This window comes from Stenotrophomonas sp. NLF4-10, from assembly GCF_022359915.1.
GTDB lineage: Bacteria > Pseudomonadota > Gammaproteobacteria > Xanthomonadales > Xanthomonadaceae > Stenotrophomonas > Stenotrophomonas daejeonensis.
In genome coordinates this window covers 1-20,299 of the sequence record NZ_JAKSEE010000002.1, presented here as the reverse complement: position 1 = coordinate 20,299, position 20,299 = coordinate 1, and the positions used below count along the sequence as shown (strand labels likewise).

Here is a 20,299-nt window from a genome sequence, read left to right as displayed (position 1 = left end):
GGGATGCTGAAGATCTGGGGACGCCGCAATTCGAGCAACGTGCGCAAGGTGCTGTGGTGCGCCGAGGAAATCGGCCTGCCTTATGAGTCGATCGAGGTGGGCGGCGCGTTCGGCGGCACGCAGAGCGCCGACTACCGGGCGATGAACCCCAACGGGCTGGTGCCGGTGATCGAGGACCACGGCCTGCCGGTATGGGAATCCAACGCCATCGTCCGCTACCTGTCGGCGCGCTACGCGCTGGGCACGCTGTACCCGGAAGACCCGGCATTGCGCGCGCAGAGCGAGAAGTGGATGGACTGGACCATATCGAGCTTCGCCGTCGCCTTCCGCGACCTGTTCTGGGGCGTGGTGCGCACCGCACCGGCCGACCGCGACGCCGCGCGCATCGACGCGGCACTGGTGCGCTGCGGCGAGTTGCTGGCGCTGGCCGATGCCGAGCTGGAGCGGCAACCGTGGCTTTCCGGCGAGTCGTTCGCGATGGGCGACATCCCGCTGGGCGCCTTCGCCTATGCGTGGTTCGAGATGCCGATCCAGCGCCCGGACCTGCCGCACCTGGCCGGCTGGTATGCGCGCCTGCAGGTGCGCCCGGCTTACCGCAAGGGCGTGATGACGCCGCTGACCTGAGGCTTGCCGGAATGCCGTGGATGCGGGGCTTGCCCCGCATGATGCGCTCCCGGTGAAGCCCATGCGGGGCAAGCCCCGCATCTACGAGTAGGCCGGTGCCACGCCCCCGGCGATGCTTGCCCCCGTGTCGGGGGATAACCCGCTCCCACGAGCCATGAGTGGGCTGGTGCACAAACGACGACAGCCGCCTGTACCAGCGCGGCTGTCGACGTAGGCTGCCCCGAAGGGCAGGGGTCAGAACTTGTAGTTCAAGCCGAGGTAGACAACGCGACCGGCATAACCGTTGGAGTAGAAGCGGTTTTTGGTGTCGTTGCCCAGGTGGGTACGCGTCTCTTCCTTGGTCAGGTTCAACACCGAGGCGCTCAGGCTGAGCGCCGGGGTGACGTTGTAGGCGGCGTTCAGGTCGATCTGCTGGTAGGGCTCCTGGTAGAGGTTCAGGCCGCTGACCAGGCCCTGCACCACTTCGCCACGACGGTTCCACGAGGCACGCAGCAGCAGCTTCTCCACTTCGTAGAACACGGTAAAGTTGGCCTGGTTCTTGGCGCTGCCGACCAGCGGCGACTTGCCGATCTCGGTGCCGTCCTCGAGGGTGATGGCCGCTTCGTTGGTGTCGTTCCAGGTGTAGTTCGCCTGGAAGCCCAGGCCGAAATCCAGCGTGTGCTGGGCATAGAACTCCGCGCCCTGCGAAACCGCGTCGCGACCGCCGGCGGTGGTCGAGTAGTTCTGCACGACCACGGTTTCGCCACCGATGTCCTGCGTCACGTCCTGCACCACCGGCACCGAGAAGTTGCTGACGTCCTTGCGGAACAGGTCCAGGCCCACCACCGAGCCGGGGCGGAAGTACCACTCCAGGCCGATGTCGTACTGGGTGGCCTTGTAGGCCTCCAGGTTCTTGTTGCTGCCCGAGCCGTACCAGCCCTGTTCGCCGGCGCCGCCGGTCAGGCGGCGATCGTTGACGTATTCGGGGCTGAAGTATTCCAGGCTGCCCGGGGCGGCGATGTTGCCGTAGCTCGGGCGCGAGATCACCTTGGAGGCCGCCGCGCGCAGCAGCAGGTTCTCGCTCAGGTCATAGGCCAGGTTGAAGCTCGGCAGCACGTCGGTGTAGGTGCGCTCCAGGCTGCTGACCGCGAAGGTCTCCGGCCGGGCCACGCTGTCCGAAAGCCGCCAGTAGCCCTCGGTGCCGCAGTAGGTACGGTCGGGCGCGCCGCCCGGTACCGCATCGCCCGCCTGGCACGCCAGCGGATCGCCGTTGGCGTCGTCGTAGAAGTAGTCGTTGTAGAGGGTGACCTTGTCGGTGGAGTCGGCGTGCTGGCGGGTGCTGACCACGCGCACGCCGACGTTGCCGCGCAGGCGCTCGGTGCGGAAGTTGGCCTGCAGGTAGGTGGAGTAGATCTTTTCGTCGACGTTGTAGACGAAGTTGTCCTCGTTGCGGGTCTGCATCGGCCCGTAGGTCTTGTTCAGGTAGGCGATGTAGGCCGGGTAGTCGATGGCCGGGAACGCGCTGGCATTGATGCCGCCGGCCAGGTTGCCCATGCCGTACAGGAAGTCGGGCGAGAACTGCAGGGCCAGGTCGTTGCAGCCGCCGTTCCAATAGCGGTTTTCGTAGTCGCTCGGGTCGGTGCCCGGGCAGGCCCAGTAGCTGTTGCCGGTGCTGCGGTGGATGCCGCCATCGCGGTACTTGACGCCGAACTGGAACGACTCGAAGAAGCCGGCCTCGGTATGCCAGGTGGTGTCGATCTGGGCGTACTTCTGCTCGTTGGTGTTGCGGGTCCAGGACGAACCGGTGGAGCCGAGGTCGACCTGCAGGATGCCGTCCTTCAGGTTCTGCATCAGCTCCGGCGAGAACACCATCGACGGGGTGCCGGTCAGGTCCCAGGAACTGGCCAGGTTGCCCAGGCTCCAGCTGCCGTCCGCATTCTGGCGACGCGGCTTGAGCGGCAGCGAGAACTGCAGCGAAGGACCGCCCTTGGCCCAGGTGCGCCCGCCCTTGAAGGCGACGTCGACCGACTCGCCGCGCCATTCGGCCGAAAAGTCGACGGTCTGCGACAGTGCCTTCTCGAGGTTGTAGCTGCCGGTGATCTGCGGGGTCGGGATGGTGCAGTCATCCGAGCCCCAACCGCCCGGCGCCATGCCGGCGTCGGCGGCCTCGTCCTCGCTGCAGTAATAGGCCTTGCCCGGGTGCAGGCTGTAGTCGGCGCCGGTGACGATGGTGCCGCTGGGGTCCATCGTCATCCCGTCGAGCAGGCGCCCGCCGGCCCAGTTGCCGTCGCCCCAATAGCGGGCGATGTTCCATTCCGGCACCTTGATGGTGTGGGTCTGGGAGTCCTGCGACAGCTCGAAGCGGAAGTAGTTCGCGGTCAGGGTCAGGTTGTCCAGCGGCTTGAACTGGAAGGTCAACTGGCCGCCCTTGCGCTCGCGTTCCTCTTCCTTGACGTCGAGGTTCACCGACGTCGGCATCATGAAGCCGGTGTAGTACTTGCCGTTCTGGTCGTAGAAGCCGGTGCCGCCCCACCAGTTCGAGTTGAAGTCCGAAGGGTTGCCGTTGACGTCGACCGCGGTGCCGCCTTCATCGCGGCCATACCACTGCCAGCTCTCGGTGCTGGCGCCCATCGTGCGGGTGGTGCGCTTCTGGTCGGTATAGCCGACGAACACGCCGAAGCGGTCGTCCTTGTCATGCCAGGCGTACGAGGCGGAGAGCTGCCCGTCGGTCTTTTGGGTGGTGTCGGCCCGGGTGCCCTCGACGGAGACGAAGCCGGTATTGGATTCCATGTCCAGCGGACGGCGGGTGTGCAGGATCACCGTGCCGCCGATGCCGCCCTCGTCGATGCGCGCTTCCGGCGACTTGAACAGTTCGGCGCTGCCCAGCATGTTCGACGGCAGCAGCGTGTAGTTGAACGAACGGGTCGGGTCGCCGTTGGATTCGGCGGTGGCGATGTAGTTGCCGTTCAACTCGGTCAGGGTCAGCTCCGAGGACAGGCCGCGCACGCTGACGTTCTTGCCTTCGCCACCACTGCGGGTGACGATCACGCCCGGCACGCGCTGCAGCGCGTCGGCCACGTTCTTGTCGGGGAACTTGCCGACGTCCTCGGCATTGATCACCTCAACGATCGCATTGGCGTCGCGCTTCTGGTCCAGGCTCTTCTCGATGGCGTAGCGATAGCCGGTGACGGTGACCGCGTCGAGCGTGGTGGCGTCGGCGTTCTGGGTGCCGGCCTGCTGTGCGAAGGCGCCGGCCGGCAGCATTGCCGTGGCGACCAGTGCGGCCGTGATGGCCGCGGACAACGCATGGCGGCCGTGCGTGCGTGACATCTGTTTCATTCCGCTCTCCCTCTCCTGGATTGAAGTCGGTAACTGCACGAAGGTATTGAATCGATCTAAATTTGAAGCCGGACGAGGCGGGTACTTCGCCTGCCCCCGAAGGGGCGGTCCGACCCGTGGTTGTCCTGCAATCGCCGTCGAATTGATTTGGATCGATCTAAACGATTGGTGCGAAATTTTTAACACAGTGCCGGGGCCGACGCATGTTGCTGCGCAATATGGCGCTGGTCCCGGAGAGGCCGGATGAAGGGGAAGGGCCGGCCGATCCTGCCGGAAGGGCAGCGCCGCGATCAGGCGCGGGCAGAGGCGCGCCGGGCCGTGGATGTTGCGTTGCAGAATGCATCGGCCGAAATGGCCATGCTTTACTTGGATCGATCTAAATTCACTGGTGCCCGGCACTCTCCCCGTCCCGCAAGGGCGGGCCGGCCATCAACGGCCCGGCATTGCCGGGCCACCCTATCGCCGCACCGACATCGCCCCAGAGAATCCAGCCCGTGAGCCGAATGCCGTCCGCCACCGCTTCCCGTTTCCGCCGCCCGCTGGCCGCGGCCGCCTGCCTGCTGGCGGTGTCGCTTGCCCCGCTGTCGCAGGCCGCCCCGGCCACGCCCGAGCGCGAGGTCAACACCTTCATCGGCACCCAGGACGACGGCAATACCTTCCCCGGTGCGTCGGCGCCGTTCGGATTGATCCAGGTCAGCTCGATTGGCCTGCATTACGCCGGCTGGCGCTATGACGAGGACAAGATCCTCGGCTTCGGCCACTCCTTCGTCTCCGGCGCGGGCTGCTGGGAACAGGGCGGGCAGGTGTCGGTATTGCCGGTGACCGGCAGCATCGCCCCCGGTGGCGATTTCGATACCGGCGATGCGAAGAGCTTCGACCAGAAGCGCTACGGCGCGCGCTACACCCACGATGGCGAGGTCGGCCAGGCCGGCTACTACAGGGTGCGCCTGACCGACTACGGCGGCATCGACGCCGAGGCCACCGCGCTCACCCGCGCCGCCGCCGAGCGCTACACCTTCGCCGCCGATGCCGGTAGCGGCCACGTGCTGGTCAACGTCAGCCAGGCCAACAACCGCCACCGCGTCACCGGCAGCCAGGTGCGCGTGGTCGGCGACCGCGCGGTGGAAGGGCAACTGACCACGCTCAGCTTCTGCGGCGGCCACCAGTACACCACCTGGTTCCACATCGAGTTCGACCGGCCGTTCAAGGCGTTCGGCGTCTGGGGCCAGGCCGGCGGCACGCCCGGCGCGCGCTTCAGCATGGAAAGCGAGCACGACCCGTACAACGGCGCGTGGCTCAGCTTCGACCTGGAGGACGGGCGCAGCGTCACCGCGGTCAGCGCGATCTCGCACGTGGACATCGAAGGCGCGCGCGAAAACCTGCGCCGCGAGGGCAGCGACGGCAACGGCCGCCTGCTCGGCTTCGACGCCATGCGCAAGCGCGCGCAGGCCGACTGGGCGCGCGAGCTGTCCAGCGTCAAGGTGCATGGCGGCAGCAAGGACGAGCGCAGCGTGTTCTACACCGCGCTGTACCACGCCCTGCTGCAACCGATGACCGGCAGCGACGCCGACGGCCGCTACCGCGGCTACGACAACGCCATCCATATGGCCGACGGCTGGACCTACCACGAGTATTTCTCGCTGTGGGACACCTACCGCAGCCAGAACCAGCTGCTGGCGCTGCTGCGCCCGCAGCGCGCCCGCGACATCGGCCGCAGCCTGCTGGCGATCGACGCGCAGGGCGGCTGGCTGCCGCGCTGGGGCTATGCCGATTTCGACAGCAACGTGATGACCGGCGACCCGGTCACCCCGTTCCTCGCCGACCTGTGGCGCTACGGCGCACTGCAGGGCATGGAGCAGGAAGCGTGGCAGGCGCTGTGGAAGAACGCCGAAGGCGTGCCGCCGCTGGAATCGCGCCACGAGGGCCGCGCCGGCAACGCCAACTACCTGAAGGACGGCTTCGTGTTCTACGACCGCACCTTCCCGGCCAAGGGCATGGACGTCGATCCGCACCAGGGTGGTTCGGCGACGCTGGAATACGCGCTGGCCGACTGCGCGCTGGCGCCGATGGCCGCCGCGCTCGGCCATGCCGATGCCGCCGCGACGCTGCGTGCGCGCGCCGGCAACTGGCGCAAGGTGTGGGATGCCGACCTCGCCGAGGCCGATACCGGTTTCGCCGGCTTCCCGCGGCCGCGCATGGAAGGTGGCGAATGGTTCACCCCGCCCACCGGCAGCTACGACCCGCGCTCGCACTATGGCTTCCACGAAGGCACCAGCTGGCAGTACCAATGGCTGGTGCCGCAGGACCTGCCGTCGCTGGCGCAGGCGATGGGCGGGCGCGAGGCGATGGGCAGGCGGCTGGACGCGTTCTTCGCCTACGACGAACTGCTCGCCGACCCGGATGGCGCAGCGCGCAAGGCGTGGGTGGCCGGGCCGTACAGCTACTACGGCCAGTACCGCTTCAACCCGAACAACGAGCCGACCATGCACGTGCCGGGGCTGTACAGCCTGATCGGCCAGCCGTGGAAGACCGCCACCGTGCTGCGCGCGGCGCAGACGCTGTTCACCAACGCACCCAACGGCGTCACCGGCAACGACGACCTCGGCACCATGTCGGCGTGGTACCTGTTCGGCGCGATGGGCTTCTCACCGCTGATGCCCGGCAGCGGGCAGATGCTGCTGCACCCGCCGCGCTTCGACCGCATCGACATCGCGCTGGAGAACGGCCGCACCCTGAGCGTGCGTGCGCCGGGCGCCAACGACGGCGTGCGCTACATCCGCTCGGCCAGCCTCGACGGCAGGCCGCAGTCGGCGACGTGGGTGGACGTGGGCCGTTTGCAGCAGGGCGGCACGCTGGCCTATGTGCTGGATGCCGCGCCGGATACGCAGGGGTGGGGAACGCATGTTGCTGATGCCCCGCCGGCGTTGTGCCCGGCGGTGGTGCAGTGAGCTGTGGATGCTCCCTTCTCCCTCCGGGAGAAGGTGCCCGAAGGGCGGATGAGGGGCGAACGTAGTCCGTGATGGTTGATCATTCGTACTCCATTGCCCCTCACCCCAACCCCCGCTCCGCGTCCCGGCCCTTGCGCCAGCGCAAGGGCGTTCGAGGAACAGCGAACCAGTGGTTCGCGAACTGTCCCTCTCACCCCGAAGGGAGAGGGGCTTTGTAAAGCTGGAGCCATCCCATGAACACCCGACGCGAATTCCTGCAACAGATGGCCTTGGCCGGCGGCGCATTGGCGCTGCCGGGCATCGCAAGCGCGACCAGCAAACAACCAGTCATCGCCGCCGCCAACGGTGCGCGCGTCGTCTCCACATGGGATTTCGGCGTGCCCGCCAACCAGGCCGCATGGAATGTGCTGCACGCGGGCGGCACCGCGCTGGACGCGGTGGAGCAGGGCGCGCGCTGGGCCGAAACCGGTCTGTGCAACAGCACCGTCGGCCATTGCGGCTACCCCGACCGCGACGGCGTGCTGACCCTGGACGCCAGCATCATGGACGGCGACGGCCGCTGCGGCGCGGTCGCCGCGCTGGAAGACATCGACCACCCGGTCAGCGTCGCGCGGCGCGTGATGGAGCAGACCCCGCACGTGCTGCTGGTCGGGCAGGGCGCGCAGCAGTTCGCGGTCGAACAGGGCTTCGAGAAACAATCGCTGCTGACCCCGGAAGCGGTGCAGGCGTGGGAAGAGTGGAAGAAGACCTCGCGCTACCAGCCGCAGATCAACGCCGAGCGCCGCCTGATTCCCGGCAACAGCCAGAACCACGACACCCTTGGCATGCTCGCCATCGACCAGCGCGGCAACCTCGCCGGCGCCTGCACCACCAGCGGCATGGCATGGAAGCTGCGCGGCCGCGTCGGCGACAGCCCGATCGTCGGCGCCGGCCTGTACGTGGACAACGAGGTCGGCGCGGCCACCGCCTCGGGCGTGGGCGAGGAGATGATCCGTAACGCCGCCAGCTTCCTCGTCGTCGAACTGATGCGGCAGGGCCACTCGCCGATGGACGCCTGCCGCGAGGCCATCGACCGCGTGGTGCGCAAGCGCCCGGAGGCGAGCAAGTCGCTGCAGGTGTGTTTCCTGGCGATCAACCGCCACGGCGAGGTCGGCGCGTTCGCGCTGCACCCGGGCTTCGTCTATGCGGTCTGCGACGCGCAGCGGCAGGACGCGCTGCTGGACTCGGGCGCGGTGTATCCGGGCGAAGGCGCGTGAGCATGGCCGCGCGCTTCACGCTGGAGATCGCCGCCGGTTCGCTGGCCTCGGCGCTGGCCGCGCAGGCAGGCGGTGCCGATCGCGTGGAGCTGTGCGAAGGACTGGAATACGGCGGCACCACGCCGTCGTACGGCACCCTGGCCTCGGCGCGCGAGCGCGTGCGCCTGCCGCTGTTCGTGCTGGTGCGGCCGCGTCCGGGTGATTTTCTTTACGACGATGCCGAAACCGAGGTCATGCTGCACGACATCGAGCAGTGCGTGCGGCTGGGTTGCGACGGCGTGGTGATCGGCGCGCTCAATGCCGAGGGCGGGGTGGACATGCCGCGCTGCCGTGCGCTGGTAGCAGCCGCCGGACCGCTGGCGGTCACCTTCCACCGCGCGTTCGACGCGGCGCGCGCGCCGCTGCGGGCGCTGGAAAACATCATCGATCTGGGCTGCCGGCGCGTGCTCAGTTCCGGCGCGCAGGCCGGCGCGCCGCAGGGCGCGGCGCTGCTGGCCGCCTGCGTGCAGCAGGCCGGCGAGCGGTTGGCGGTGATGCCCGGCGCGGGCATCGACGCAGGCAATATCGCCGCGCTGGCGCGGGCCACCGGCGCGCGCGAGTTCCATGCCTCGGCCAAGGCCGTGCGGGCCTCGTCGATGCGCTTCCGCAACCGGGCGCTGGCCGGGCTCGCGCCGGATTGGCAGCAGACCGATCCGGCGCGCGTGCGTGCGCTGCGCGACGCGCTGGACCGGCTCGCATGACCGCGCCTGCCGCCAGTGCCGGATCGCAACGTGCGCCGTGCCGTGTCGCGGCACGCAGGGCCGTACATCGTGCCCGGTCCGTCGGCACCGGCCTTCATCCCGTATCGTCTGCAGCCCGCGCGCAAGTTGTCGGCGCGGGGACCCCGGCGCGATACGTGCCGGCCTTCCTTCCCATCCAGCAGGGCGCCGGTGCGCCGGCTGCCAGGAGCTGCCTGTCGTGACCCGAAAGTCCCCCTCTTCCCCACGCAAGCCCGCCACCAAGGCCTCCGCGGGCAATGCCGCAACCGCCGCCAAGGCACCGCGCAAGGAGCATGGCGCGCGCCGCAACGTCACCTTGTCGGACATCGCCGGCGCCATCGGCGTGTCGCGGGCGACGGTGTCGCTGGTGCTGCGCGGCAGCCCGCTGGTGCACGCCGACACCCGCGCGCTGGTCGAGGCCGAACTCAAGCGCCAGGACTATGTCTACAACCGCGCCGCGGCCAACCTGCGGCGGCGCACCTCGTCCAGCGTGGCGCTGGTGATCAACGACCTGTCCAACCCGTTCTTCGCCGAATTCGCCGCCGGCGTGGACGAGGCGCTGGGCGAGCGCGGCTACGTCACCCTGCTCGGCAGCACCGGCGAATCGCCGCAGCGGCAGCAGGCGGTGCTGTCCTCGTTGATGGAGCATTCGCCGGCCGGGGTGATCCTGTCGCCGGCCGAAGGCAGCGATGCGGCCATGCTGCGCCCGGTGCTCGGCCTGCGCGGTCACGTGCTGCTGTTCAACCGCGAACTGGACGGCGCCGACGACTGGGATTTCCTGGCGCTGGACAACGAGCGCGGCGCGCGCATGGCGACCGAGCACCTGATCGGGCTGGGCCACCGCCGCATCGCCTTCTTCGGCGGCCATGCCGATTCCAGCTCGTGCCGCCAGCGTCGCGCCGGCTTCCAGGCCGCGATGGCGCGCGCTGGGCTGGAGGTGGTGCCGGAGTGGCTGATCGAATCGGCGCCGACCCGGCTGGAAGCGGCCTCGCGCACCGCCGAGCTGTTCGGCGAGGGCGCCAGCCCCACCGCGGCGGTCTGCTACAACGACACGGTGGCGCTGGGGCTGATGCTGGGCCTGGCCTCGCGCGGCATCCAGCCGGGCAAGGGCTTCGCCGTCACCGGCTTCGACGACATTCCCGAGGCATCGGTCAGCATGCCCACCCTGACCACGCTGTCGGTGGCGCCACGCGAGCGCGGCCGCCAGGCCGCCACGCTGCTGCTGCAGCGCGTGGACAAGCCCGACGCCCCCGCGGTGCGCACCATCGCGCCGGTATCGCTGTGCATCCGCGAAAGCAGCGGCAGCCCGCGCACGTGAGCCCGTTTCCTTCCCACGCATCCCGAGGTCCGTAGCGCATGCCTGCCACTCCCACTCCCGTTCCACCCCTGTCCGCCGCGGCCGCGCCGCCGATCACGCCGCGCGCCGCGCTGGCGGTGGTCACCAGCATCTTCTTCATGTGGGGCTTCCTGACCTGCCTCAACGACATCCTGATCCCGCACCTGAAGGCGGTGTTCGAGCTGAACTACGCGCGCGCGATGCTGGTGCAGTTCACCTTCTTCGGCACCTACTTCCTGATGTCGCTGCCGGCTGGGCGGCTGGTGGCGCGGCTGGGCTACAAGCAGGGCATCGTCGCCGGGCTGGTGATCGCCGGCATCGGCGCGCTCGGCTTCTGGCCGGCGGCGGCGCTGCGCGAATACCCGGCCTTCCTCGCCGCATTGTTCGTGCTGGCCACCGGCATCACCGTGCTGCAGGTGGCGGCCAACCCCTACGTGGCGCTGCTGGGGCCGGAGCGCACCAGCTCCAGCCGGCTGACGCTGGCGCAGGCGCTCAATTCGCTGGGTACGGCGATCGCGCCGATCTTCGGCGGCCTGCTGATCCTCGGCAACACGGTCAAGGGCGCCGACGACATCGCCGCGCTGCCGCTGGCCGAGCAGGCGGCCTACCGCGCGGCCGAGGCGCAGTCGGTGCAGGGGCCGTACCTCGGGCTGGCGGTCGCGCTGTTCCTGCTGGCGCTGTTCGTGTTCCTGTTCCGCCTGCCGACCCTGAGCGAAAGCAGCGAACGGGCCGACCATGCGCGGCATACCTATGCCGACGCGCTGCGCCACCGCCACCTGCTGCTCGGCGTGCTCGGCATCTTCTTCTACGTCGGCGCGGAAGTGTCGATCGGCAGTTTCCTGGTCAACTACCTGTCGATGCCCGACATCGGCGGCTTCAGCGAGCAGGAGGCCACCGGCTACGTGTCGGCGTACTGGACGATGGCGATGATCGGCCGCTTCGCCGGCTCGGCGCTGCTGGCCCGCTTCTCGCCGAGCCGGCTGCTGGCGATCTTCGCGCTGGTCAACGTCGGCCTGCTGGCGCTGACCATGACCAACACGGGCGGTACCGCTCTGTATTCGGTGGTGGCGATCGGCCTGTTCAACTCGATCATGTTCCCGACCATCTTCGCGCTCGGCATCGAGCGGCTGGGGCCGCTGACCAACAAGGGGTCGAGCCTGCTGATCATGGCCATCGTCGGCGGCGCGGTGGTGCCGTACCTGCAGGGCCAGCTGGCCGATCGCATCGGCGTGCAGGCCAGTTTCATTCTGCCGTTGCTGTGCTACGGCTACATCATCTTCTACGGCATGGTCGGCGCGCGTGCCGCCAGCGGCAGCAGCCAGGGGGGCTGAGTCCAGATGGGCAAGATCGTTTGTTTCGGCGAAATTTTGATCGATCTACTGGCGCAGCCGCCGGCCACGCCGGAAACGCCGCGCGCCTTCCTGCAGTACGCCGGCGGCGCCCCGGCCAACGTCGCGGTGGCGGTGGCGCGGCTGGGCGCGCGCAGCCATTTCGCCGGCATGCTGGGGCGCGACATGTTCGGCGACTTCCTCGCCGACAGCCTGGCCGAGGCCGGGGTGCTCACCGACTGCATCGTCCGCACCGACGCAGCCAAGACCGCGCTGGCCTTCGTCGCGCTGGACGCCGCCGGCGAGCGCAGCTTCAGCTTTTACCGGCCGCCGGCGGCGGACCTGCTGTTCCGCGCCGAGCACTTCCAGCCGGCCTGCTTCGACGGCACCGGCTGCTTCCACGTCTGCTCCAACAGCCTGACCGAGCCGGAGATCGCCGCGGCCACCTTCGCCGGCATGGACCGCGCCCGCGCCGCCGGCGCGGTGGTCAGCCTCGACCTCAACCTGCGCCCGGCGCTGTGGCCGGCCGGCACCGACCCGACGCCGCGGCTGTGGCAGGCACTGGAACGCGCCGACCTGGTCAAGCTCTCGCACGAGGAACTGGACTACCTGGCACGGCCGCTGGGCAGCGACGGCCAGGCGCAGGTGCTGCGCCGGTTGCTGGCCGCGCAGGCGCGCTGGGTGGTGGTCACCGACGGCGCCGCGCCGCTGCGCTGGCATACCCGCGACGCTAACGGCGAGGTGCCGAGCTTCCGCGTGCCGGTGGCCGATACCACTGCGGCCGGCGACGCCTTCGTCGGCGGCGTGCTGTACGGGCTGGCCGAGCGCGGCGGCACCGGCGCCGCCTTCGCCGCCTTCTGCCACGACCCGGTGGCGATCAACGACACCCTGCGCTTCGCCGCGGCGGTGGGCGCGCTGGCGGTCACCCGCAAGGGCGCCTTCGCCGCGATGCCCACGCTGGACGAAGTACAACGACTGCTGAGCCAACAAGAGGCCACCGCATGAACGCTCCCGATTTCCGTTCGCCCGCCTTCCTGCGCGCGCACGTCGCCGACACGATGGCCTTCTACCACCCGCGCTGCATCGACCCGGCCGGCGGCTTCTTCCACTACTACAAGGACGACGGCACGGTGTACGACGCCGGCCATCGCCACCTGGTCAGCAGCACCCGCTTCGTCTTCAACTACGCGATGGCCTGGCGCGCGTTCGGCAATGCCGAGTATCTGGACGCGGTGAAGCACGGCCTGCGCTACCTGCGCGAGGTGCACCGCAACCCGGCCACCGGCGGCTACGCGTGGACGCTGCGCGATGGGCAGGTCGAGGACGACATGAACCACTGCTACGGCGTGGCCTTCGTGCTGCTGGCCTACAGCTGCGCGCTCAAGGCCGGCATCGAGCAGGGGCGCGAGTGGATGGACGAGACCTGGCAACTACTGGAGAAGCACTTCTGGGAACCGCAGCACGGCCTGTACCGCGACGAGGCCGACGCGCACTGGAACTTCACCGGCTACCGCGGCCAGAACGCCAACATGCACATGTGCGAGGCGATGCTGGCCGCGTTCGAGGCCAGTGGCGAGCAACGCTACCTGCAACGCGCATTGCAACTGGCCGACAACATGACCCGCCGGCAGGCGGCCAAGGCCGGCGGACTGGTGTGGGAACACTACGACAGCGACTGGAACATCGACTGGGACTACAACCTCGACAACCCGAAGCACCTGTTCCGGCCGTGGGGCTTCCAGCCCGGCCACCAGACCGAATGGGCCAAACTGCTGATGATCCTCGACCGCCACGTCGCGGCCGACTGGCTGCTGCCGACCGCGCGCCACCTGTTCGACACGGCGGTCGCGCGTTCGTGGGACGAGGCGCGCGGCGGCCTGTACTACGGCTTCGCGCCGGAAGCGCGGCGCCAGCCGGGCATGCACGGTGCGGCCATCGGCGGCGACAGCTTCGTCTGCGACGACGACAAGTATTTCTGGGTGCAGGCCGAGTCGCTGGCCGCTGCCGCGCTGCTCGCCCACCGCACCGGCGACGACGCGTACTGGCAGTGGTACGAAAAGCTGTGGGCGTATTCGTGGAAGCATCTCGTCGATCACCAATACGGTGCATGGTTCCGCATCCTCGACGCCGACAACCGCAAGTACGACGACGAGAAGAGCCCGGCCGGCAAGACCGACTACCACACGATGGGCGCCTGTCACGAAGTGTTGAACGTGGTGGGCTGAGCTTTGCTCCTCCCCTTTGCCTGCGGCGAAAGGGAGGGGGCACGAGACGGCGGCAACGGGCGAACGCTCGTCCGTCAAATGGCGAATCCCGCCTTCGCGGGGAATGACAGGGCAGGAGACAAACAACGTGCAGCACAGACGCATTCGATTTGGATCGATGCAAGCCCGGGTCTTCTGGCGATATGTACTGCTGCTCGCCCTGTGCGCGCTTGCCGGCATCGCGCTGGCCGCGCCGCTGCCGGCGCAATGGAGCTTCCGCCTGCTGCCGGGCGATGCGCAGTCGCAGGCGCATCCCGGGCTGGACGCGTGGCGGCCGGCGCAGGTGCCCGGCAGCGTGCACACCGACCTGCTGGCGGCCGGCGTGATCGGCGACCCCTACGTCGGCGCGGCCGAAGCCGGGCTGCAATGGATCGGCCTGGCTGACTGGGAATACCGCGCGCGCTTCGACGTCGATGCGGCGACGCTGGCCCGTCGCCATGCCGAGCTGCGCTTCGACGGGCTGGACACCTTCGCCGAGGTCAGCCTCAACGGCCAGCCGCTGCTGCGGGCCGACAACGCGCACCGCAGCTGGCGTGCGCGCGTCGATGGCCGCCTGCGCGCGCAGGGCAACGAGCTGCGCATCGTGTTCCGCTCGCCGATCCGTACCCTGTTGCCGCAGGTGCAGGCGATGCCGCACAGGATCGCCGGCAACTATCCCTCGCCCTATGGCGACGAGCCCGCCGACGCGATGGTCGGCAACTTCGCGCGCAAGCCGGCCTACCACTTCGGCTGGGACTGGGGGCCGCGCTACGTCACCGCCGGCGTGTGGCGCGAGGTGCGTCTGGACAGCTGGGATGCGCGCCGCATCACCGATCTGGCGGTGCGCACCGACGTGCTCGACGACCAGCGCGCCGCACTGACCGCGCAGCTGCAGGTGGAGCAGGGGGAAGCCGCCGGCAGCGCCCGCGTGACCGTGGAAGCGTTCGACCCGGACGGCAAGCGCGTTGCCGCCGTCGAACGCGAGGTGGCGTTGCGGCCCGGCGACAACCGCGTGCAGCTGCCGCTGGAAATCGCGCAGCCGCGCCGCTGGTGGCCGGTGGGCTATGGCGTGCAGGACCGCTACACGGTGCGCGCCAGCGTGCAGGGTGCGGATGCCGTCACCCGGCGCACCGGCCTGCGCACGGTGCAGTTGCAGCGCGACGCCGACGCCGAGGGCGGGCAGGGTTTCGCCTTCGTCATCAACGGCGTGCCGGTGTTCGCCAAGGGCGCCAACGTGATCCCGTTCGATGCGTTCCCGGCACGGGTCACCCGCGAGCGCCTGCGCCGCGACCTGCAGGCCGCGCGCGACGCCAACATGAACATGCTGCGCAACTGGGGCGGCGGCTACTACGAGAGCGACGATTTCTTCGACATCGCCGACGAACTGGGGCTGCTGGTCTGGCAGGACTTCATGTTCGGCGGCGGCATGCAGCCCGGTTACGACCCGGCGTTCCGCGCCAGCGTGGTGGCCGAGGCGCGCGACAACGTCCGCCGCCTGCGCCACCACCCCAGCATCGTGCTGTGGTGCGGCAACAACGAGGAAGAAACCGCGTGGAAGGACTGGGGCCACGGCAAGCAGCTGGCCGAGGCCGACCCCGCGTTCGCCGCGCAGGTGTGGCAGGGCTACGTCGACCTGTTCGGCAACGACCTGCGGCAGGTGGTGGCCGAAGAAGGGCTGGGCGTGCCGTACTGGTCCAGCTCGCCGGGCAATGACCTCGACGCGAAGGCCAACGACTCCCGGCGCGGCGACAAGCACTACTGGGACGTGTGGGGCGGCCCGGCGCTGCCGGCGACCGCCTACCTGCGCGAGACGCCGCGCTTCATGTCCGAATACGGCCTGCAGGCATGGCCGCGGCTTTCCACCGTGGATGCGTTCGCCGCGCGCGACGAGCAGGCCATCGACGGCCCGGTGATCCGCGCCCACCAGAAGTTCATGGCCGGCAAGGGCAACGAACGCCTGCTGCACTACATCGAGCGCGAATACGGCACGCCGCGCTCCTTCCCCGATTTCGTCTATCTGAGCCAGGTGATGCAGGCCGAGGGCATCGAGCTGGCCGCGCTGCACCACCGTGCCTCGCGTCCGTACACCATGGGCTCGCTGTACTGGCAGCTCAACGACGTGTGGCCGGGCGCGTCGTGGTCGAGCCTCGACTATTACGGCAACTGGAAGGCGCTGCACTTTCATGCGCGCCGCTTCTTCGCCGGGGTGGCGGTGGCGGCACTGCGCGACGATGACGGCGTTACCCGCTTCAGCCTGCTCAACGATGGCCGCGACGCGATCACCGCGCAGTGGCGCGTGCGGGTGATGGACGTCGATGGCCGCGAGTCCGCGCGCCAGCAGGAAACCGTCACCCTGTCGCCGATGGGCGTGACCGACGTGGCGCGCTTCGTCGATGCCGACCTGCTCAAGGGCCACGACCCGGCGCGCAGCGTGGCCGTGTTCGAGCTGCTGCACGACGGCACGGTGCTGGCGCGGCGGCTGGTGCATTTCGTGCCGGCGAAGGAACAGGCGCTGGCCGCCGGCCAGCTGCAGGCCGAACTGCGCGCCGATGGCGACCGCTATCGCCTGCGGTTGCAGGCACGCGGCCTCGTGCGCGCGGCGTGGATCGACTTCGGCGACGTCGCCGCCGAGCCGGAAGACAACGCCTTCGACCTGCTGCCCGGCGAAACCCGCGAACTGGCCGTGCGCAGCCGCGCCGACCTGCCCACCCTGCGTGCCGCGCTGCAGCTGCGGACGCTGGGCGACACCCTGCACGCTCCTTCCGTTCCATCCCGCTGAACCACTCCCACCCCGAGGACCCGATGATGACCCGAGCCCTGCGTACCGCCCCCCTGGTTGCCGCCCTGGTGCTGGCACTGTCCGCCTGCAACGACCCGCAGGCCCCCGCCCTGAGCGCCGTGCCCGCGGCGACCGATGCCGCTGCCGCCACGGCGGCAGCCACCGAAGTGCCGGCCGTCGACGACGCCGAGGCCGCGCGCATGGCCGAGCAGGTGCGTGAGGCCACCCGCCATGCGTGGCAGGGCTACATGCAATACGCCAAGGGCCACGACGACCTGAAACCGATCAGCGCGCAGCCGCGCGACTGGTACCCGGTGCCGCTGCTGATGTCGCCGGTCGATGCGCTGGACACGCTGCTGCTGCTCGGCCTGGACAAGGAGGCCGCCGAGGCGCGCGAGCTGATCGTCACCCGGCTCTCGTTCGACCAGGACATCGACGTGCAGAACTTCGAGGTCACCATCCGCCTGCTCGGCGGCCTGCTGTCCGGCTACCAGATGACCGGCGACGAGCACCTGCTCAAGCTCGCCGACGACCTCGGCACGCGCCTGTCGCCGGTGTTCGACAGCCCCACCGGCCTGCCGTACACCCACGTCAACCTGCGCACCGGCAAGACCAGCGGCACCATCAGCAACCCGGCCGAGACCGGTACCCTGCTGCTGGAGTTCGGCACCCTGGCCAAGCTCACCGGCAAGCAGGCGTACTACGACAAGGCCAAGCGCGCGCTGGTGGAAACGTACAACCGTCGCTCGAAGATCGGCCTGGTCGGCCTGAACATCAACGTCGAGACCGGCGAGTGGACCGACAAGGACGCCTCGATCGCCGGCGGCATCGACTCGTACTACGAATACCTGCTCAAGTGCTGGAAGCTGTTCGGCGACGAGGACTGCAAGCGCATGTGGGAGGACAGCATCGGCCCGCTCAACCAGTACCTGGCCGACGAGGTGCGCGAGGGCGAGCTGTGGTACGGCCACGCCGACATGGACAGCGGCGCGCGCACCTCCACCACCTACGGCGCGCTGGATGCGTTCATGCCGGGCCTGCTTGCGCTGGGCGGCGACCTCGACCGCGCCAAGCGCCTGCAGGAATCCAACCTGAAGATGTGGCGCCTGAACGGCATCGAGCCGGAATCGCTGGACTACGCGGCGATGGAAGTGCGCTCGCCCGGCTATGCGCTGCGCCCGGAGATCGTCGAGTCCGCGTATTACCTGCACCACTACACCGGCGACGCGCGCTACCGCGGCATGGGCAGGGAGTTCTTCGACGATTTCGTGAAGTACACCCGCACCGAACACGGTTTCGCCGCGCTGAAGGACGTGCGCAGCAAGGAGAAGGACGACTCGATGGAGAGCTTCCTGTTCGCCGAGACGTTCAAGTACTACTACCTGCTGTTCGCGCCGGCCACCGCGCTGGACTTCGACGCCATCGTCTTCAACACCGAGGCCCACCCGCTGCGCCGCACCTGGTAAGGCGGCACCCGGCATGGCGGGCAGGCATCCGGGCCTGTCCGCCATGTTTGCGATGGCGTCCACTGCGGCCGGCGGCGCAGGTTCGGCGTCGCCTGAGAGCATGGGAGAGGAAAGGTACACTCTGCCCATCGCAATCCGGGGAGCAGGGGCGTTGGCGTTGTCTTCCATCCTGATAGTCGACGACGATGCGGCCACGCAGGTACGCCTTGCCGGGCTGGTGCGCGAGGCGCTGGACGAGGCACCGGCCAGCGTGCGCACGGCGGCGGACCTGGGGCAGGCGCGCGCGTTGCTGGAAGCCGAACGCTTCGACCTGGCGCTGGTGGACATGCAGCTCCCCGACGGCAACGGCATCGAGCTGATCGGCTGGATCCAATCGCATGCGCCGCAGGTGCAGTCGGTGATCGTGTCCGCCTACGCCGAGGAACAACTGACCTTCACCGCGCTGCGGGCCGGGGCCATCGGCTACCTGATGAAGGACCGCGACGACGTGGAACTGGTCGTCGCCCTGCGCAGCCTGCAGCGCGGCGGCGCCCCGATCGACCCGATGATCGCCCGCCGCATCCTCGCCCTGCTTTCCGGAGGAAACGGCGCCGGTGCCGGCGACGCGCAGGCGGTCAACCTCTCCGAGCGCGAGCGCGGCATCCTCGGCATGGTGGCGCAGGGCTATGGCAACCGCGAGATCGCCGAGCTGCTCGGGCTCTCGCGGCTCACCGTGGAAGCGCACACGCGCAACATCTACCGCAAGCTGGCCGTGGGTTCGCGCACGGCGGCGGTGTTCGAGGCGCGCGTACTCGGGTTGTTGCCGTGAGGCGCTGGCACTGGCTGCTCCTGCTGCTCTCTGCATGGCGGCGGGCGCGGCCCGGGCGGAGCCGGTCGTGCGCATCGTCCACGCCGAGGCCGCGCGCGCCGGCTGGGATTCGACGCGGCCGCCCGAACGGGGCTGGGTGCCGGTGACGCTGGCCGACCAGTGGCAGACCCGTTGGGCCGGGCACGACGGCGTGGTCTGGTACCGGCTGCGCTGGCGGCAGGACGATGCGCGGCAGCCGACCGGCCTGCTGCTCGACTACACCTGCATGGCGGCCGCGGTATACCTCAACGGCAGCCTGATCGACCGCGACCCCTCGCTGGTCGAGCCGCTGTCGCGCAGCTGGCACATGCCGCGCTATTTCCTGCTGCAGGCGCCGTTGCTCGAACCGGGCGAGAACGAGCTGCTGGTGCGCGTGTCGGGCCTGGCCGCCTACCAGCCGTCGTTCGGCGTGGTGGACGTGGGCGACCCGCAGGTGCTGCAGGCGCGGTATCGCCAAGGGGTGCTGGTCCGCCACGACCTGCAACTGCTCGACAGCGCCATCGGCTTCGTGCTGGCGGCGGTGATCGGCCTGTTCTGGCTGCTGCGCCGGCAGGAGACGATGTACGGCTGGTACGCGCTGAGCGCGGTGTTCGGGCGCCTGTACGACACCAATTTCTTCGCCGCCAGCCCGTGGCCGTTCGCCAGCACCGATGGCTGGCAGGCCTTCATCGGCGGTTGCTACGTGATGTCGGCCGCGGCGCACACGGTGTTCCTGCTGCGCTTCAGCCAACGGCGCTGGCCGCGCTTCGAGCGCCTGCTGCTGGGCATCGCGGTGGCGCTGATGGCCGCGGCGCTGCTGTGGCCGCAGTGGATGGGGCCGTACCGCAACGTCTACCTGGTGCCGGTCATCGCGTTCTTGTACCTGGTGTCGTTCGTCTTCATGGGCTACGCCGTGCGCAGCGACCGCCGCGACTGCCAGGTGCTGGCCCTGTGCATCGTCCTGCCCGTGGTGGTTTCGCTGCACGACCTCGGCGTGTACATGGGCTGGTACGGCGGCGTCAGCTACCTTGGCTCGTTCACCTCGCCGCTGATGCTGTTGGGCATGGGCTTCGTGCTGGCCTACCGCTTCGCCAACACCATGAAGCGGGTGGAAGGCTTCAATGCCGAGCTGAGCCGAGAGGTGCGGCAGGCCACCGGCCAGTTGGCGAGACCTTGCGGCAACAACACGCGCTGGAGCTGGCGCATGGCCGGGCCGGCGAACGCCTGCAACTGGTGCGCGACCTGCACGACGGCTTCGGCGGCACCACTGGTCGGCGCGATCAGCGCGGGTCGAGCAGGCGCCGGGACGAACATGGCCGCTGCGGGAGATCGTCAGGCTGCTTGGAGGAGATGCGCGATGACCTGCGCCTGTGTATGACGACAGCACGGCGCCGCGAGCATGCGGACCTGGCCGAAC

13 protein-coding genes are annotated in these 20,299 nt (G+C 69.3%); 12 read left to right on the top strand and 1 reads right to left on the bottom strand.

The window, feature by feature from the left end:
• Positions 1 to 3 precede the first annotated feature (3 nt).
• Positions 4 to 624, top strand: coding sequence for a glutathione S-transferase (locus MIC98_RS00135; RefSeq protein WP_239734849.1), 621 nt, complete (start codon positions 4 to 6; stop codon positions 622 to 624).
• A gap of 234 nt (positions 625 to 858) precedes the next feature.
• Here the strand turns inward: MIC98_RS00135 and MIC98_RS00130 are convergent, their stop codons facing one another.
• Complete coding sequence (locus tag MIC98_RS00130; protein WP_239734865.1) at positions 859 to 3,867, bottom strand: TonB-dependent receptor; 3,009 nt, start codon at positions 3,865 to 3,867, stop codon at positions 859 to 861.
• A 578-nt stretch (positions 3,868 to 4,445) separates the two neighbouring features.
• Here MIC98_RS00130 and MIC98_RS00125 point away from each other — a divergent pair.
• The 11 genes from MIC98_RS00125 to MIC98_RS00075 all read left to right on the top strand — a co-directional run bounded on the left by MIC98_RS00125 (position 4,446) and on the right by MIC98_RS00075 (position 20,260).
• Positions 4,446 to 6,890: a GH92 family glycosyl hydrolase gene (locus MIC98_RS00125; protein WP_239734864.1), complete on the top strand. Its 2,445-nt coding sequence runs from the start codon at positions 4,446 to 4,448 to the stop codon at positions 6,888 to 6,890.
• 233 nt (positions 6,891 to 7,123) lie between these two features.
• Positions 7,124 to 8,146, top strand: coding sequence for a N(4)-(beta-N-acetylglucosaminyl)-L-asparaginase (locus tag MIC98_RS00120; protein WP_239734862.1), 1,023 nt, complete (start codon positions 7,124 to 7,126; stop codon positions 8,144 to 8,146).
• Positions 8,147 to 8,148: 2 nt separating this feature from the next.
• Positions 8,149 to 8,886, top strand: coding sequence for a copper homeostasis protein CutC (locus MIC98_RS00115; RefSeq protein WP_239734861.1), 738 nt, complete (start codon positions 8,149 to 8,151; stop codon positions 8,884 to 8,886).
• Between the two features lie 334 nt (positions 8,887 to 9,220).
• Positions 9,221 to 10,222: a LacI family DNA-binding transcriptional regulator gene (locus MIC98_RS00110; protein ID WP_239734863.1), complete on the top strand. Its 1,002-nt coding sequence runs from the start codon at positions 9,221 to 9,223 to the stop codon at positions 10,220 to 10,222.
• 38 nt (positions 10,223 to 10,260) lie between these two features.
• The gene (gene fucP / locus MIC98_RS00105) at positions 10,261 to 11,571 is read left to right on the top strand and encodes an L-fucose:H+ symporter permease (protein WP_239734860.1); all 1,311 of its coding nucleotides are present in this window, start codon (positions 10,261 to 10,263) and stop codon (positions 11,569 to 11,571) included.
• A 6-nt stretch (positions 11,572 to 11,577) separates the two neighbouring features.
• Positions 11,578 to 12,573, top strand: a complete 996-nt coding sequence (locus MIC98_RS00100) for a carbohydrate kinase (RefSeq protein WP_057640207.1) — start codon at positions 11,578 to 11,580, stop codon at positions 12,571 to 12,573.
• The gene (locus tag MIC98_RS00095) at positions 12,570 to 13,793 is read left to right on the top strand and encodes an AGE family epimerase/isomerase (protein ID WP_239734859.1); all 1,224 of its coding nucleotides are present in this window, start codon (positions 12,570 to 12,572) and stop codon (positions 13,791 to 13,793) included. The genes MIC98_RS00100 and MIC98_RS00095 overlap by 4 nt, the downstream gene beginning before the upstream one ends.
• Positions 13,794 to 13,950: 157 nt before the next feature.
• Positions 13,951 to 16,590, top strand: a complete 2,640-nt coding sequence (locus MIC98_RS00090) for a glycoside hydrolase family 2 protein (RefSeq protein ID WP_239734858.1) — start codon at positions 13,951 to 13,953, stop codon at positions 16,588 to 16,590.
• Positions 16,591 to 16,616: 26 nt separating this feature from the next.
• Positions 16,617 to 18,056 carry a glycoside hydrolase family 47 protein gene (locus tag MIC98_RS00085; protein ID WP_239734857.1) on the top strand — a complete coding sequence of 480 codons (1,440 nt, stop codon included), beginning with the start codon at positions 16,617 to 16,619 and terminating at the stop codon, positions 18,054 to 18,056.
• Positions 18,057 to 18,213: 157 nt separating this feature from the next.
• Positions 18,214 to 18,864: a response regulator transcription factor gene (locus tag MIC98_RS00080; protein ID WP_239734856.1), complete on the top strand. Its 651-nt coding sequence runs from the start codon at positions 18,214 to 18,216 to the stop codon at positions 18,862 to 18,864.
• Positions 18,865 to 18,931: 67 nt separating this feature from the next.
• Positions 18,932 to 20,260, top strand: coding sequence for a 7TM-DISM domain-containing protein (locus MIC98_RS00075; protein ID WP_239734855.1), 1,329 nt, complete (start codon positions 18,932 to 18,934; stop codon positions 20,258 to 20,260).
• The last annotated feature ends 39 nt before the right edge of the window (positions 20,261 to 20,299 follow it).

Excerpts from the sequence above, each read along its gene's own strand:
- MIC98_RS00125 (WP_239734864.1), top strand. The coding sequence starts at position 4,446 with ATGCCGTCCGCCACCGCTTCCCGTTTCCGCCGCCCGCTGGCCGCGGCC.
- MIC98_RS00090 (WP_239734858.1), top strand. The coding sequence starts at position 13,951 with ATGCAAGCCCGGGTCTTCTGGCGATATGTACTGCTGCTCGCCCTGTGC.
- MIC98_RS00085 (WP_239734857.1), top strand. The coding sequence starts at position 16,617 with ATGACCCGAGCCCTGCGTACCGCCCCCCTGGTTGCCGCCCTGGTGCTG.
- MIC98_RS00130 (WP_239734865.1), bottom strand. The coding sequence starts at position 3,867 with ATGCTGCCGGCCGGCGCCTTCGCACAGCAGGCCGGCACCCAGAACGCC.
- MIC98_RS00120 (WP_239734862.1), top strand. The coding sequence starts at position 7,124 with ATGAACACCCGACGCGAATTCCTGCAACAGATGGCCTTGGCCGGCGGC.
- MIC98_RS00135 (WP_239734849.1), top strand. The coding sequence starts at position 4 with ATGCTGAAGATCTGGGGACGCCGCAATTCGAGCAACGTGCGCAAGGTG.
- fucP (WP_239734860.1), top strand. The coding sequence starts at position 10,261 with ATGCCTGCCACTCCCACTCCCGTTCCACCCCTGTCCGCCGCGGCCGCG.
- MIC98_RS00100 (WP_057640207.1), top strand. The coding sequence starts at position 11,578 with ATGGGCAAGATCGTTTGTTTCGGCGAAATTTTGATCGATCTACTGGCG.
- MIC98_RS00115 (WP_239734861.1), top strand. The coding sequence starts at position 8,149 with ATGGCCGCGCGCTTCACGCTGGAGATCGCCGCCGGTTCGCTGGCCTCG.
- MIC98_RS00095 (WP_239734859.1), top strand. The coding sequence starts at position 12,570 with ATGAACGCTCCCGATTTCCGTTCGCCCGCCTTCCTGCGCGCGCACGTC.